This window comes from Parahaliea maris (assembly GCF_008064665.1).
Classification (GTDB): Bacteria; Pseudomonadota; Gammaproteobacteria; order Pseudomonadales; family Halieaceae; genus Parahaliea; species Parahaliea maris.
In genome coordinates this window covers 50,715-64,602 of the sequence record NZ_VRZA01000003.1, presented here as the reverse complement: position 1 = coordinate 64,602, position 13,888 = coordinate 50,715, and the positions used below count along the sequence as shown (strand labels likewise).

General features: G+C 63.8%; 14 protein-coding genes. 9 read left to right on the top strand and 5 right to left on the bottom strand.

The window, feature by feature from the left end; all coding sequences use genetic code 11:
- Window positions 1–60: 60 nt before the first annotated feature.
- Genes rsmB through def form a run of 3 tightly spaced genes read right to left on the bottom strand, consistent with a single transcriptional unit; the run spans window position 61 to window position 2,829 of the window.
- Complete coding sequence (gene rsmB / locus FV139_RS08670) at window positions 61–1,353, bottom strand: 16S rRNA (cytosine(967)-C(5))-methyltransferase RsmB (protein ID WP_148068050.1); 1,293 nt, start codon at window positions 1,351–1,353, stop codon at window positions 61–63.
- On the bottom strand, window positions 1,353–2,318 hold the full coding sequence (gene fmt, locus FV139_RS08665) for a methionyl-tRNA formyltransferase (protein ID WP_187276458.1): 966 nt from the start codon (window positions 2,316–2,318) through the stop codon (window positions 1,353–1,355). Before fmt ends, rsmB begins: the two co-directional genes overlap by 1 nt.
- Window positions 2,319–2,322: 4 nt before the next feature.
- On the bottom strand, window positions 2,323–2,829 hold the full coding sequence (gene def, locus FV139_RS08660) for a peptide deformylase (RefSeq protein ID WP_148068049.1): 507 nt from the start codon (window positions 2,827–2,829) through the stop codon (window positions 2,323–2,325).
- Window positions 2,830–3,101: 272 nt separating this feature from the next.
- On the opposite strand from def, the gene FV139_RS08655 reads away from it, so the two are divergent.
- From FV139_RS08655 to aroE, 5 genes are all read left to right on the top strand, one after another.
- On the top strand, window positions 3,102–4,127 hold the full coding sequence (locus FV139_RS08655) for a LysM peptidoglycan-binding domain-containing protein (protein ID WP_148068048.1): 1,026 nt from the start codon (window positions 3,102–3,104) through the stop codon (window positions 4,125–4,127).
- A gap of 146 nt (window positions 4,128–4,273) precedes the next feature.
- Window positions 4,274–5,398, top strand: coding sequence for a DNA-processing protein DprA (gene dprA / locus FV139_RS08650; protein ID WP_148068047.1), 1,125 nt, complete (start codon window positions 4,274–4,276; stop codon window positions 5,396–5,398).
- Window positions 5,399–5,587: 189 nt separating this feature from the next.
- Window positions 5,588–6,148: an L-threonylcarbamoyladenylate synthase gene (locus FV139_RS08645; RefSeq protein ID WP_148068046.1), complete on the top strand. Its 561-nt coding sequence runs from the start codon at window positions 5,588–5,590 to the stop codon at window positions 6,146–6,148.
- Between the two features lie 52 nt (window positions 6,149–6,200).
- The gene (hemF, locus tag FV139_RS08640; protein ID WP_148068045.1) at window positions 6,201–7,109 is read left to right on the top strand and encodes an oxygen-dependent coproporphyrinogen oxidase; all 909 of its coding nucleotides are present in this window, start codon (window positions 6,201–6,203) and stop codon (window positions 7,107–7,109) included.
- A gap of 14 nt (window positions 7,110–7,123) precedes the next feature.
- Window positions 7,124–7,960, top strand: coding sequence for a shikimate dehydrogenase (gene aroE / locus FV139_RS08635; protein WP_148068044.1), 837 nt, complete (start codon window positions 7,124–7,126; stop codon window positions 7,958–7,960).
- A 2-nt stretch (window positions 7,961–7,962) separates the two neighbouring features.
- Here aroE and FV139_RS08630 read toward each other — a convergent pair whose 3' ends face one another.
- Entirely contained in the window at window positions 7,963–8,520 is a 558-nt protein-coding gene (locus FV139_RS08630) for a gamma carbonic anhydrase family protein (RefSeq protein ID WP_148068043.1), read from the bottom strand.
- A gap of 79 nt (window positions 8,521–8,599) precedes the next feature.
- Here FV139_RS08630 and FV139_RS08625 point away from each other — a divergent pair, with 79 nt between their 5' ends.
- Window positions 8,600–8,893 carry a YheV family putative zinc ribbon protein gene (locus FV139_RS08625; RefSeq protein WP_148068042.1) on the top strand — a complete coding sequence of 98 codons (294 nt, stop codon included), beginning with the start codon at window positions 8,600–8,602 and terminating at the stop codon, window positions 8,891–8,893.
- Here the strand turns inward: FV139_RS08625 and FV139_RS08620 are convergent.
- Window positions 8,887–10,212: an MATE family efflux transporter gene (locus FV139_RS08620; RefSeq protein WP_148068041.1), complete on the bottom strand. Its 1,326-nt coding sequence runs from the start codon at window positions 10,210–10,212 to the stop codon at window positions 8,887–8,889. The two genes, FV139_RS08625 and FV139_RS08620, sit on opposite strands and share 7 nt — an antisense overlap.
- A gap of 329 nt (window positions 10,213–10,541) precedes the next feature.
- On the opposite strand from FV139_RS08620, the gene coxB reads away from it, so the two are divergent.
- The 3 genes from coxB to FV139_RS08605 are packed head-to-tail and all read left to right on the top strand — an operon-like array spanning window position 10,542 to window position 13,867.
- Window positions 10,542–11,696, top strand: a complete 1,155-nt coding sequence (gene coxB, locus FV139_RS08615) for a cytochrome c oxidase subunit II (protein WP_148068040.1) — start codon at window positions 10,542–10,544, stop codon at window positions 11,694–11,696.
- 15 nt (window positions 11,697–11,711) lie between these two features.
- Window positions 11,712–13,292, top strand: coding sequence for a cytochrome c oxidase subunit I (ctaD, locus tag FV139_RS08610; protein ID WP_148068039.1), 1,581 nt, complete (start codon window positions 11,712–11,714; stop codon window positions 13,290–13,292).
- A 14-nt stretch (window positions 13,293–13,306) separates the two neighbouring features.
- Window positions 13,307–13,867 carry a cytochrome c oxidase assembly protein gene (locus tag FV139_RS08605; protein WP_148068038.1) on the top strand — a complete coding sequence of 187 codons (561 nt, stop codon included), beginning with the start codon at window positions 13,307–13,309 and terminating at the stop codon, window positions 13,865–13,867.
- Window positions 13,868–13,888: the final 21 nt, after the last annotated feature.

The following is a 13,888-nucleotide window of genomic DNA, read 5'->3' as shown; positions in this document are numbered from 1 at the left end:
CCTTAATGCACTTGCCCGGCGATTGTAAGCACAAGCGCCGGGACTGTATAGCGCGGGGGCTTATATGCACTTCTCGAGCAGGGCAAAGTAGAGACCGTCGGGGCCGCCATCCCGGGGCATCAGTTGCCGGCCGTGCTCCCGGGCGGCCCCCCACGACAGCGCCAGATCGGTTTCGCGAGCATCAACCTGCAGTTGCAGGAAGCGTTCGACCACCGCGCTGTTTTCTTCCGCGAGCACCGAGCAGGTGACGTAGAGCAGGCGCCCACCGGGTTTCAGCAGCGGCCACAGTCCCTGCAGGATGGCCAGTTGTTGATCGGCCAGCTGGGTGATATCGGATGCACGCCTGAGGAGTTTGACGTCGGGGTGGCGGCGGATCACGCCGGAGGCTGAACAGGGGGCATCGGCGACAATGGCGTCGAAGCTGGCGGCAGCCAGCTCGGCCGGAGGGTGGCTGCCGTCGCCGGCCATTACTGTTGCCTTGAGCTGCAACCGCGCGAGGTTTTCCCGCACCCGCAACAGGCGCTCCTCGTCGATGTCCATGGCCACGAGTTCAGCCAGCGCGGGCTCGCGTTCTAGCAGGTGGCAGCTCTTCCCACCCGGGGCGGCACAGGCATCGAGAATGCGCTCCCCTGAACGGGGGGCCAGGACGGCGGCCGCCAGCTGCGCCGCTTCGTCCTGCACGCTCACCAGGCCCTCCTCCCAACCCGGCAGCTGGCTGACGTCCACCGGCTGTTCCAGGTACAGCGCGCTGTCGGCCAGGGCGCCCGGCCGGGCGCCGATCCCGGCCTCCTGCAACGACCCCAGGTAAGTGTCGCGGTCGACGCGGGAGAGATTGACTCGCAGGGTCATCGGAGGGCGACTGTTGTTGGCGTCAATCAGGACATCCGCCTGGTCGAATTCCCGCAACAGGCGCTTCATGAGCCAGGGCGGGTGCGCGGCAATGGCGGCGGCGGGCAGCGCGGCCTCCAACGCATCCCGCTCCCGCAAATAGCGGCGCAGCAGGGCGTTGACCAGGCCGCGAGCCCAGCCTTTACCGAGGGAGCGTGTGGCCCCGACCGTACTCGCCACGGCGGCGTGGTCCGGTACCCGGGTTTCGCCGAGCTGGTAGAGCCCCACCAGGATCAGGGCGTAAACGTCCCGATCCTTGCCGCGCAGGGGCTTGTCGAGCAACTGTTTGGCCAGCGCTTCGAGTCGCGGCCACAGTCGCAGGGTGCCGTAGCAGAGTTCGCGCAGCAGTGCGGTGTCGCGGGGCGCCACCGTGCGCAGCTGTTCCGGTAACGCCTGATTCAGCGACTGGCCGGAGGCGACCCGGGCCAGCACCCGCGCCGCAGCGGCTCGACAGTCCCCGGCCATCAGAGGTCGGCGCTGCCGAAGCGGGCGCCCGGCGCGAACAGCTCGCCCCGGGCATTGAGCAGGGACTCTGCTTCCAGGGCCTTGCCTCCGGGAAGCTGCAGGACCCGCAGGCAGAGGCTGCCCTCACCACAGGCGACGCGGATGCCTTCCCGGTCGCTCTGGAGGATGGTACCTGGCACCGCGTTGTGGTGGCTGCCCCTGGCCCGGGCACGCCATATCTTGCAGCGTTGACCGCCGATTTCACTGAAACAGACCGGGAAGGGGTTGAAGGCGCGCACTCTGCGATCCAGCACGTGGGCCGGGAGCTGCCAGTCGAGCAGTGCCTCGGGCTTGAGAATCTTGCTGGCGTAATTGGCGAGACTGTCATCCTGAACCTGGGCGCCGGCCTGGTAGGCCGGCAGGTCACCCAGCACCCGCAGCAGGCAGGGTGCGCCCAGTGCGGCCAGTTCGTCGTGCAGGCTGGCGGCGGTGGTCTCGTCGCTAATAGTGCAGCGCGCAGTGGCCAGCATGGCACCGGTATCCAGGCCGGCGTCCATCTGCATGATGGTCACCCCGGTCTCGCGGTCGCCCGCTTCGATGGCGCGCTGAATGGGCGCTGCACCGCGCCAGCGTGGCAGCAGCGAGGCGTGCACGTTCAGGCAGCCAAGCCGTGGCGCATCCAGCACCGCCTGGGGCAGGATCAAACCATAGGCGACGACGATCATGACGTCGGCGTCGAGCTCTGCCAGGGTCTGCTGGGCATCGGCATCACGCAGGCTTACCGGTTGCAGGACCGGCAGGCCGGCCTGCTCCGCGCGCTGCTTGACCGGACTGGCCTGCAGTTTCTTGCCGCGCCCGGCGGGACGGTCCGGCTGGGTGTAGACGGCCACTACCTCGTGCGGGCTGTCCAGCAGCGCATCGAGGTGAAGAGCGGCAAATTCGGGGGTGCCCGCGAAAATCAGGCGCAGGGGCTGGCGACTGGACACGGGTTCAGGCCCGGCGGCGCTGGTCTTTCTCCAGCTTCTTGCGAATGCGCTGGCGCTTCAGCGGAGAGATGTAGTCGACAAAGAGTTTACCGTCGAGGTGGTCGATCTCGTGTTGCAGGCAAATGGCCAGCAGTCCTTCCAGTTCGCGGGTAAAGGACTCACCGTTGCGATCCAGAGCCGTTACCCGCACCCGGCGTGGGCGATTAACCGTTTCGTAGAAGCCGGGCACTGACAGGCAGCCCTCGTCGTATTCGCCGAGTTCAGGATCGAGTATTTCCACTTCCGGGTTAATGAAAACCAGGGGTTCAGAGCGGTCCTCGCTCACATCGATCACCAGCAGGCGTTCATGAACATCCACCTGGGTGGCCGCGAGGCCAATACCCGGGGCAGCATACATGGTCTCGAACATGTCATCGATCAGGGTGCGTGTGTGGTCCGTCACGTCGGTGATCGGTTTGGCCCGGGTGCGCAACCGCGGGTCGGGAAATTCGAGAATATCGAGAATGGCCATTGCTTTCCTGAGGGAAAATAACAGGCCGACCGGCCTGAGTGAATTAATAACATTTGCACTTGCCAGTGGCGAAGCACCACCGCAAACTGTTGTTAATTATACATCTGTCCGCAGATTTGTGCCCAGCGCCGGGGGGCGAGGGGCACTATGGGGATCGGCTATTTGGCCGAATTGGACGAAACCCGTTGCAGTAAGCGGCAGTCAGGCTGCTATGCTGCGAAGTAGGGTGTAAGTGGGGCGGAGAATAACAAGGCCAGGGCAGGGACAGAAGAATGAGAACTAGGGTACTTTCGGGACTGCTGTTGATGGCAGCGCTGTTGTTTGGCGGCGCGCTGCAGGCGGTAGAGCTCAACGACGATGTGCCGGAGGTCTACATTGTCAAAAAGGGAGACACGCTCTGGGATATCTCCGGCGTGTACCTGCGGGAGCCATGGCTGTGGCCGAAACTGTGGGACGTCAACCCGCAGATCGACAACCCCCACCTGATTTATCCCGGCGACGAGCTCTACCTGGTCTGGATTGATGGCCAGCCCCGCCTGCGCGTCCGGCGCGGCGACATGAAGCTCTCTCCCAATATGCACGTCAGTCCCCTGGACCTGGCGATTCCCGCGATCCCGCTGGACCAGATCGGGGCCTTCCTCAAGCGCCACCGGATCATGGACGCGGACGAGCTGAATAATTCCGCCTACGTGGTTGCCGGTGCCCAGGGCCACCTGATCAGCGCCCCCGGAGACCGGGTGTTCGGCCGGGGCCCCTTCCCCGACGGTGAGCGCGCCTATGGCATCTATCGCGCCGGTGAGGCCTACCGGGACCCAATTACCAATGAGCTGCTCGGCTATCAGGGCCAGGATATCGGCAGCGCGCGCCTGCTCAGCAGCAACCGCGATGAAGTGACCGAACTGGAAGTGACCCGGGTTACCGAGGAAGTGCGAATCGCCGATCGCCTGTTGCCCAACGAGGAGCGGGTCCTGGACGCGACTTTCTACCCCCGGGCTCCCGAGCACGAAATCGTCGATGGTTACATGATCGCCGTGGATGGCGGCGTGACCCAGATCGGCACCACCGACATCGTGGTCATCAACCGCGGCCAACGCGAGGGTATGCGCATTGGTGATGTCCTGGCCATCTATCAGGCCGGCGAACTGGTGTTCGACGAGGTGGCGCGCAACAACGTGCGCCTGCCCGACGTGCGTGCCGGCCTGGCGATGGTGTTCGAGACCGCCGAGAAGGCCAGCTACGCCATCGTGCTCAAGGCTGCTCATCCTCTGAAAGTGGGCGACAAGGTCAAGAATCCCTGACCCCGGACCTCTTTCTGCACAACCGGGCGTGACAGCGGGGTAAACCCGCCGGTCTGGACCGGGGCCCGGGTAGCGCAGGACAAGGTGGTCCGCGCGCTGCCCGAAGCTTGCAACTGCAACACCAGCAACCATCAGGGAAGACGGTTATGGATGTTGAAACCCTCAGGCGCGCCCTGCTGCTGCAGGCGCTGCCAGGTCTGTCTGCGCGTCGCCTGTACCGGCTGTTGCGCCAGTTTGGCGGTATCGACAACCTGTGGGGTTCCGACCCCGCCCGTTGGCAGCTGCCGACCGTACCCCGCGACCTGCCCGAGGCCTTTCTGCGGCTGCGGGACAGCCGTCGCAGTCCCGATCCGCGCTTCGACACCGAGCGCCAACTCGCCGCCCTCCTCGCTTGCGAGGCGCGGCTCCTGACGGTTGTGGACGGCGACTACCCTGCCCTGCTGCAACGTATTTACGATCCGCCGCCACTGCTGTACTGCCGGGGCGATGTGGCTGCCCTGTCGCGGCCGCAGCTTGCGATTGTCGGCGCCCGACGGGCCAGTCACGACGCATTGCGCGCTGCGGCTGAGCTGTCCCGCGCCGCTGCGGTCGCCGGCTGGACAGTTACCAGCGGCCTCGCGTTAGGGATAGACGGCGCCGCCCATCGGGCGGCCCTGGAGGCGGGGGGCAGCAGCGTGGGCGTGATGGCCACCGGTATCGAGCAGGTCTACCCCAGGCGCCACCGTGATCTCGGCGAAGCGCTGGTTCGGCAGGGGGCGTTGATCACCGAGTTCGCTCCGGGGTGTGGTCCTTTGCCAGAACATTTTCCCCGCCGCAATCGGATCGTCAGCGGTCTCGCGCCAGCGGTGCTGGTAGTGGAGGCCGCCCTGCCCAGCGGGTCGCTCATTACCGCGGGCACGGCCCTGGAGCAGGGGCGTGAAGTGTTCACCTTGCCATGGTCCATCTTTCATCCGGGTGGCGCCGGGTGCCTGCGCCTGTTGCGCGATGGTGCCGCCCTGATTCAGGGGCCGGAGGATCTGCTCGGCGAACTGGCACTGCTGGCCTGCGGCTCCCTGCACAGTCACTGGCATGTTGGTGGGACATCCTCCGGGGAGGACCGTGCGCCGGCCGAGGAAGACCCGCTGCTGATATTGATTGGCGATGGCGCGGCCACGGCGGAGGAATTGGTGGTGGATAGCGGTCTGCCCCTGGCGAGAGTGTTGGCACGCCTGTCCGGGCTGGAACTGGAAGGCCGGGTGCGGCGTGCGGGTGCGGGTTACAGTCGGGTGTGATCGATGGGCGTGAGCGGGTGGTGCCTTGCCATCGAGTGCCCCTTTTGGTTACATTTTCGCGCGCACTCACCCCGGCGACGGGGCCACACCCACGGTTCAGCGGAGAATCGCCATGTGCAAGCCATTTGTTGCCTACGCCGGGTTACTCTGCCAGCAACCCCAAGTCACCCAGATCGCACTGCCAGACTGATGCCCAGCATTCCCCTGCGCTTGCAGGAAGCCGTTCGCGCCCTTGCCGCGGGTGGCGTAGTAGCCTGTCCTACGGAGGCCGTTTGGGGCCTGAGTTGTGACCCGGATAATCCCGATGCTGTCGAGCGCCTGCTGGCACTCAAGCAGCGGCCGGTCAGCAAGGGCGTGATCCTCGTAGCCAGCAGCACCGACCAGGTGGCCGCCCTCCTGGAAGGCCTGAGCGAGGCCCAGCGCAGCAAGTTGGCCCTGTCCTGGCCTGGCCCCACTACCTGGTTGATCCCCCACCGCGGCCTGGTGCCTCCGTGGATTCACGGCGGCCGTGACTCCGTCGCGGTGAGAGTGACTGCCCATCCGGCGATGGCGGCACTGTGCACGGCCTGGAACGGGCCGCTGGTATCGACGTCGGCCAACCGTACGGGCTGTCAGGCGCCCCGTTCGGCCTTTCAGGTCCAGCGCTATTTTGGCGCAGAGCTCGATGCACTGGTACCCGGTGCGGTGGGCGGCGCAGCGCGCCCGAGTGTGATTCGCGACCTGCTCACCGACCAAATTATTCGAACCTGAGTGCGGGGCGTGCGTATAATGCCCCGCCTGAAGCACCCAGCGGTAAGACTCCATGGATATTGACGCCGTCAAAAGCTACCTTCTCGGCCTGCAGGATCGCATCTGCGAGGCACTGGCTGCCGAGGACGGTACAGCAGACTTTATTACCGACGAATGGCAGCGCGAGGCCGGCGGTGGAGGCCGCAGCCGGGTGCTCGCTGACGGCGCGGTGTTCGAGAAGGCCGGGGTTAATTTCTCCCATGTCTTCGGCGCCGGCCTGCCACCCTCCGCAACCGCGGCACGCCCGGAGCTGGCGGGGCGCAGTTTTCAGGCCATGGGCGTGTCACTGGTGATTCATCCGCGCAATCCCTATGTGCCAACCTCCCACGCCAACGTGCGCCTGTTCGTGGCGGAAAAAGAAGGCGAAGAGCCGGTGTGGTGGTTTGGGGGTGGTTACGACCTGACGCCCTACTACGGCAATTCCGATGACTGCGAACACTGGCACCGGGTAGCTTTCGAGGCCTGTCAGCCCTTTGGCCGCGAGGTCTATCCCGAATTCAAGCAGTGGTGTGACGACTATTTTTACCTCAAGCACCGCCACGAGCCCCGCGGTGTCGGCGGCCTGTTCTTTGACGACCTCAACCGCTGGGACTTCGATACCTGCTTCGGTTTCATGCGCGCTGTGGGCGACTCCTATCTCCCGGCCTACCTCCCCATCGTGCAGCGGCGCAAGTCATGCGACTGGGGCGAGCGCGAGCGTCAGTTCCAGTTGTATCGCCGTGGACGTTACGTCGAATTCAACCTGGTGTTTGACAGGGGAACACTGTTTGGTTTGCAATCCGACGGCCGCACCGAAGCTATTCTGATGTCGCTGCCACCCCTGGTGCGCTGGGAGTACAACTACCAGCCCGAGCCGGGTAGCCCGGAAGCGGAGTTGACCGAGTATTACCTGCAGTCACGAGACTGGCTGCAGCCGGCCTGAACCGGAAGAAGCAAATGAGTAACACCGACAAGTACGCCGTTTTCGGCAACCCCATCAAGCAGAGCAAGTCACCGGTCATTCACGCTGCGTTCGCCGAGCAGTGCGAACAGGACCTGCAGTACCGGGCGGTGCGGGTGGAACTGGATGCCTTCGAGCGCTCGGTGAAGAGTTTCTTTGACGGCGGCGGATGTGGTCTCAACGTCACCGTGCCGTTCAAGCAGCGGGCGTTCGAACTGGCCGACAAGTGCAGTATCCGTGCCCAGCGGGCCGGTGCCGTGAATACGCTACTGCTGGCCGAGGACGGTAGCCTGTTGGGCGACAACACTGACGGTGTCGGTCTGGTGCGCGACATGGTCGCCAATCTCGGCTGGTCCCTGCAGGGCCAGCGCATCCTGATTCTGGGTGCCGGGGGGGCGGTGCGCGGTGTGCTGGAGCCCCTGCTGCGCGAGAAACCCCGCTCGCTCACCATCGTCAATCGTACTGCCGACAAGGCCCGCGAGCTGGCCACAGAGTTCGGGGAGTTGGGCGCGATTGACGGCGGAGGCTACGAACTGCTCGCCGATCGCGAGTTCGATCTGGTCATCAATGCCACCAGCGCAAGTCTGCAGGGTGAGATGCCCGACCTGCCCGGCAGCCTGCTGACTGCCCGCAGCTGCTGCTATGACATGGTTTATGGCGCCGAGCCCACAGTCTTCATGCGCTGGGCGGCCCTGAACACCGCCTGGGCGGTAGCGGACGGCCTGGGCATGCTGGTGGAGCAGGCGGCGGAATCATTCTATCTCTGGCGCAAGGTGCGCCCCGCCACCGGTCCGGTGATCAACCAGCTCCGCAACAGCTTGGCCGCTGCCTGATCTCAGGCTTCCAGCTCTGCCAGGTGCTGCTCCTTGAGTTGTACATAGTTGTTCGCGCTGTAGCAGAAATAATCCCGCTCCCCATCTGACAGGGGGCGCATTTCCCGGGCCGGGCTGCCGGCGTAGAGATAGCCGCTGCGCAGCTGCTTGCCGGGGGTGACGAGGGCGCCTGCAGCAATGACGACTTCGTCCTCCACCACCGCGCCGTCCATGACGGTCGCACCCATCCCCACCAGTACCCGGTTACCTACGGTGCAGCCGTGTAGCGTGGCATTGTGGCCAATGGTGACGTCCTCGCCGATCAGCAGGGGCCAGCCTTCCGGGTTGTAGGGGCCGGAGTGAGTGATGTGCAGTACGCAGCCGTCCTGGATGCTGGTCCGGGCTCCTACCCGAATGCGGTGCATGTCGCCGCGCACCGATGCCTGGGGCCAGACGGAGACGTCATCCCCCAGCTCGACATCGCCCAGGACCACGGCGCTGGGGTCTATCAGCACGCGTTCTCCCAGCTTGGGCTGCTGGCCGCGAAAGCTGCGCAGGCTGGTTGTGGTGTAGTGTTTCATCGCGGTCTGCTCCGGCAAAACTGCTACAATAGCCCGCCTGAATTCACCCTGCCAGCTCCGCCCGCTCCGAGGTCCATCCATGTCCAACAGCCACCGTCGCCGATTCATTGCTGGAGCCGTGTGCCCGCGCTGTAGCGCCATGGACACCATTGTGGTCGATACCAGGACCGATCAGCGCGAATGTGTCAGTTGCGGTTTCAGCGAGGCGCGACCCGATGCCGGCCCCACCCGGTCCGATGCCGTGCCGCCGCAGGAACCCCGCACCCGGGTGAATCGTCCGGTCCGGCGCAGCGACGCCCCCACCGAGGCGGTGCGGCTGGTGGACCCGCGGCAGGACGACCGGGCTGACCCGGAGTCGGACAACCATCACTGAGCTTGCCGCCTTCCCCGTCCCCAGCGCCGGTACCAGGCTGGATAAAGGGTGGCCCCGCGGGCTGCGTTGAAGGCGACAAAAGCCAGCCACAGACCGTGATTGCCCCAACCGCGGGTAAGAAACCACAGAGGCAGGTAAACCAGCAGGGTGCTCAACAGCATGGATACCATCATCGGCCGAGTTTCGGCGGTACCGATAAATACCCCATCGAGCAGGTAGCTGGGACCGGCCGCCAGCGGCATCAGCAGCAGCCAGGGCCAGTGAGCAGTCATTGCAGCGCGCACCGCGGGCAGGCTGGTGAGCCACGCCGGTAAAACGCCCCAACCCGCCAGTAACATCAGGGTGAGCCCCACCGCGGTGAACCCGCACCAGCGGGCACAGCGCGCCACGGAAGCGCGAAAACCGGCGCTGTCGTCGGCCCCCAGCAACTGCCCCGACAGGCCCTCGGCAGCAAAGGCAAAGCCGTCGAGCGCGTGGGCGCAGAACATCAACAGCTGCAGCATCAGTGCGTTGGCCGCCAGAATGTCGGCGCCCAGTTTGTCGCCGGCGGCGGTGAAGAAAGCAAAGGCGGCGAGCAGGCAAATGGTGCGGATAAACAGGTGCCAGTTGCTACGCAGGAGTGCGCGGTAGCCTCCGACGCGCCGCAATTGCGCCCCCAACCTTCCCCAGGCCGGCGTCGGGTGAGCCCGCCACACCAGCCACAGGGCCAGTGCCAGGCCGCAGTATTCTGCGATGACGGTGGCGAGGGCCGCGCCATCACTGTTCATTCCCATGCCCAATACCAGCACGAAGTCGAGCAGGATGTTCAGGATGTTGGTGGTGACCACGATCAGCAGCGGCCGGCGGGTGTCCTGGCGGCCGATGCACCAGCCCACCACGGCGTAGGTGGTGAGAACCGCGGGTGCGCTGAACAGGCGGAGGCGGGCGTAACTCTCGGCCAGGGGCAGAATCTCCGGCGCCGGATTCATCAGTGCGAAGCCGACGCCGAGTAGCAGGGGGTGCAGGCAGATGATCAGGGCGGCAATCCCCAGTGCCAGTACGGTCGAGCGAGCCAGCACAACGACGCCCTCCTCCGTGTTTCCCGCCCCTTCGGCCCGGGCGACCAACCCCGTGGTGCCCATCCGCAGGAATCCGAAGCCCCAGTACAGGAAGGAAAGTAGCGCCCCGCCTATGGCCACCGCGCCGAGGTAAACATGACTGTCCAGGTGACCGAGAATGGCGGCGTCGGCAAGGCCCAACAGGGGGATAGAAATATTGGACAGCATTGCCGGTCCGGCAATTCCCCAGATTTTGCGGTCCAGTCGGGTCAGGATGGGCATATATGGTGGTCCGTGGGCCTCGCGAGACGCTCAGCGCACCCTCGCCCGGGGCTCGCGGCGGTGCTGTCTGCACCCTGAGGGGCTCGCACCGTGTAGGTTTTGCCGGATTGTTTGGTTATACTCGGGCGGTCTGCTCGCCGCGACAATTGGTCGCAGGGGCAGGCGTGTGTCAGCTGGTACGTTCATACGTTTCCTGATTAAACACTCTTTTTCATGACCGGTGGCCCGGTTTCGGCGGCTGCGGTATTGATTCAAGGGTGCCTTATCCGGGCGACGGGGCGGGCTGGCTGGGGGGACAATAACCGATATAAATAATGGAGACACGGTAAATGTTCTTGAGAGCGAAGCGGCTTGGTGCCCTGGCGCTTGGTCCCGTGCTGATGCTTGTCGGCCTGTTGTGCGCCGGAACCGCTGCCGCGGCTTCCAAGGTGAACGAAGTCAATATGTCACCGGGTGCCACCAGCGTGGGTCAGAGTATTTTTGACCTGCACATGACCATCTTCTGGATCTGCGTGATTATCGGCGTGCTGGTTTTCGGGGTAATGTTCTACTCCATCTACTACCACCGCAAATCCCGCGGCGTAACGCCAGCCACCTTCCACGAAAGCACCAAGGTCGAGATTGCCTGGACCGTTGTGCCCTTTTTCATCCTGGTTGCGATGGCCGTCCCCGCCACCTCCACTCTGCTGGAAATCTACGATTTCGAGGACGCCGAAATGGACGTCCTGATCACCGGGTACCAGTGGAAGTGGAAATACGAGTACCTGAACGAGACTGGCGACAACGTCCAGTTCTTCAGTAACCTTCGCACTCCCCAGGGTGAAATCTACAACACTGAGGAGAAAGGCGAGCACTACCTGCTGGAAGTGGATGAGCCCCTGGTGATCCCCGTGGATACCAAGGTGCGCTTCCTGGTCACCGCCAATGACGTGATCCACGCCTGGTGGGTGCCGGAACTTGCCGTCAAGAAAGATGCCATCCCCGGGTTTATCAACGAAACCTGGACTCACGCTACCGAAGAGGGCGTGTACCGCGGCCAGTGCGCCGAGCTCTGTGGTAAAGACCACGGCTTTATGCCCATCGTGGTGAACGTGGTGAGCAAGGAAGAATACGCCACCTGGATCGGCGAGAAGCAGGCCGAAGCGGCTGAAATCAAGAAGCTGATGGCCCAGTCCTTCACCCTGGATGAGCTGATGGAGCGCGGCAAGGGCGTTTACGACCGCTCCTGTGCGGCCTGTCACGGCGCCGGCGGCGAAGGCGGTCTCGGCAAGCCCATTGCCGGCAGCCCGATCGCCACCGGCGATCTGTCCGGCCACCTCGAGGTGGGTATCAACGGCGTACCCGGCACCGCAATGCAGGCCTTTGGCGGCCAGCTGAACGATGTCGATATGGCGGCCGTCATTACCTATCAACGCAACGCGTTCGGCAACAACATGGGTGACATGGTGCAGCCGATTGACGTGTTCAATCACAAGAAAGGCTAATTGGAGGAGATAACGATGGGAGATCATCATCACGGTCCTGCCAAGGGCCTTTCCCGGTGGCTCTTTACCACCAACCACAAAGACATCGGAACCATGTACCTGTGGTTCTCATTCGCCATGTTCATCCTGGGCGGATCTTTCGCCATGATCATCCGCGCCGAGCTGTTCCAGCCCGGCATGCAACTGGTTGACCCGCTGTTCTTCAACCAGATGACCACCCTGCACGGGCTGGTGATGGTATTCGGCGCGATCATGCCCTCCTTCGTGGGGCTGGCCAACTGGATGATCCCGATGATGATCGGGGCGCCGGACATGGCGCTGCCGCGGATGAACAACTGGAGCTTCTGGATTCTGCCGCCGGCCTTCCTGCTGCTGGCCAGCACCCTGTTCATGGAAGGCGGCGCTCCCCAGGCGGGTTGGACGTTCTACGCTCCCCTGTCCACCACCTACGCGCCGCCCTCGGTCACTATCTTCATCTTCTGTATCCACGTGCTGGGGATTTCCTCCATCATGGGCTCGATCAACATCATCGCCACGGTGATGAACCTGCGGGCCCCGGGTATGACCTACATGAAGATGCCGCTGTTCGTGTGGACCTGGCTGATTACCGCCTTCCTGCTGGTGGCGGTGATGCCGGTACTCGCCGGGGCGGTGACGATGATGCTGATGGACGTGCACTTCGGCACCAGTTTCTTCTCCGCCGCCGGCGGCGGTGACCCGGTGCTGTTCCAGCACGTGTTCTGGTTCTTCGGTCACCCGGAGGTGTACATCATCATCCTGCCGGCGTTCGGTGTGGTGTCGCAGATTATCCCGGCCTTCTCGCGCAAGCCGCTGTTTGGTTACGACTCCATGGTCTACGCCACCGCGTCCATCGCTTTCCTGTCGTTCATCGTGTGGGCTCACCACATGTACACGGTGGGTATGCCGATCGCCGGTGAGTTGTTCTTCATGTACGCCACCATGCTGATCGCGGTGCCCACCGGGGTGAAGGTGTTCAACTGGATCTCCACCATGTGGCGCGGCGCCCTGACCTTCGAAACCCCGATGCTGTTCTCCCTGGGTTTCCTGGTGCTGTTCACTATCGGCGGTTTCACCGGCCTGATGCTGTCCATCGCTCCCGCTGACTTCCAGTACCACGACAGCTACTTCGTGGTGGCTCACTTCCACTATGTGATGGTGGCCGGTGCGGTGTTCTCCATGACCGCGGCGGTGTACTACTGGCTGCCCAAGTGGTGTGGCCGTATGTACAACGAGACCATGGGCAAAACCCATTTCTGGATCTCTTTCATCGGCTTCAACCTGACCTTCTTCCCGCAGCACTTTGTGGGTCTGGCAGGTATGCCGCGGCGGATTCCGGATTACGCCCTGCAGTTCACGGACTTCAACATGATGTCCAGTATCGGCGCCTTCATCTACGGTTCCTCGCAGATCCTGTTCCTGTACAACGTGATCGCGACCATCGTGGCCGGCAAGCCCACCTCCGACGAAAAAGTCTGGGACGGCGCGGAAGGCCTGGAGTGGACGGTACCGACCCCGGCGCCCTACCACACCTTCGAGACGCCGCCGAAGATCGACCCGGTGCACGCACACTCCTGAGGAGATAGCAGGCTGTGATACGCATAAGTGCGAACCCCGCGATCGATACCGCCATCAAGCTGGTGGCGGTAGCGGCGTGCATGTTCGCCTTTGTGTTCGTGGTGATGGTGCCCCTGTACAACGTGCTCTGTGATGCCCTGGGCATCAACGGCAAGACGTCGGGGCAGGCCTACACCGCGGTGCAGTCCGGCGTGGATGAAGAGCGCACGGTCACCATCCAGTTTGTGGCGACCAACAACGAGGGCATGCCCTGGGAGTTCTCGCCCGGCAAGACGGTGATGAAAGTGCACCCGGGTGCCTCCAACGACACGGTGTTTTACGCCTTCAACCCCCTGCCGAAGGACATGGTGGCACAGGCGATTCCCAGTGTGTCGCCCAGCCGTGCCGCGGGGTATTTTCACAAAACCGAGTGCTTCTGTTTCAACCAGCAGCCTCTGGCGGGAGAGTCCAGCGCCGAAATGCCTCTGGTGTTTATCGTCGACCGGGATCTGCCGCGGGATATCCACACCATTACGCTCTCGTATACGATATTTGATGTGACTGATATGGCGGGGGCCGCAGTAGCGACCCGCTGAGATCACCGGTTGGGGCCGGTG

Excerpts from the sequence above, each read along its gene's own strand:
- rsmB (WP_148068050.1), bottom strand. The coding sequence starts at position 1,353 with ATGGCCGGGGACTGTCGAGCCGCTGCGGCGCGGGTGCTGGCCCGGGTC.
- aroE (WP_148068044.1), top strand. The coding sequence starts at position 7,124 with ATGAGTAACACCGACAAGTACGCCGTTTTCGGCAACCCCATCAAGCAG.
- dprA (WP_148068047.1), top strand. The coding sequence starts at position 4,274 with ATGGATGTTGAAACCCTCAGGCGCGCCCTGCTGCTGCAGGCGCTGCCA.
- coxB (WP_148068040.1), top strand. The coding sequence starts at position 10,542 with ATGTTCTTGAGAGCGAAGCGGCTTGGTGCCCTGGCGCTTGGTCCCGTG.
- ctaD (WP_148068039.1), top strand. The coding sequence starts at position 11,712 with ATGGGAGATCATCATCACGGTCCTGCCAAGGGCCTTTCCCGGTGGCTC.
- hemF (WP_148068045.1), top strand. The coding sequence starts at position 6,201 with ATGGATATTGACGCCGTCAAAAGCTACCTTCTCGGCCTGCAGGATCGC.
- FV139_RS08620 (WP_148068041.1), bottom strand. The coding sequence starts at position 10,212 with ATGCCCATCCTGACCCGACTGGACCGCAAAATCTGGGGAATTGCCGGA.
- FV139_RS08625 (WP_148068042.1), top strand. The coding sequence starts at position 8,600 with ATGTCCAACAGCCACCGTCGCCGATTCATTGCTGGAGCCGTGTGCCCG.
- FV139_RS08655 (WP_148068048.1), top strand. The coding sequence starts at position 3,102 with ATGAGAACTAGGGTACTTTCGGGACTGCTGTTGATGGCAGCGCTGTTG.
- def (WP_148068049.1), bottom strand. The coding sequence starts at position 2,829 with ATGGCCATTCTCGATATTCTCGAATTTCCCGACCCGCGGTTGCGCACC.
- FV139_RS08630 (WP_148068043.1), bottom strand. The coding sequence starts at position 8,520 with ATGAAACACTACACCACAACCAGCCTGCGCAGCTTTCGCGGCCAGCAG.
- FV139_RS08645 (WP_148068046.1), top strand. The coding sequence starts at position 5,588 with ATGCCCAGCATTCCCCTGCGCTTGCAGGAAGCCGTTCGCGCCCTTGCC.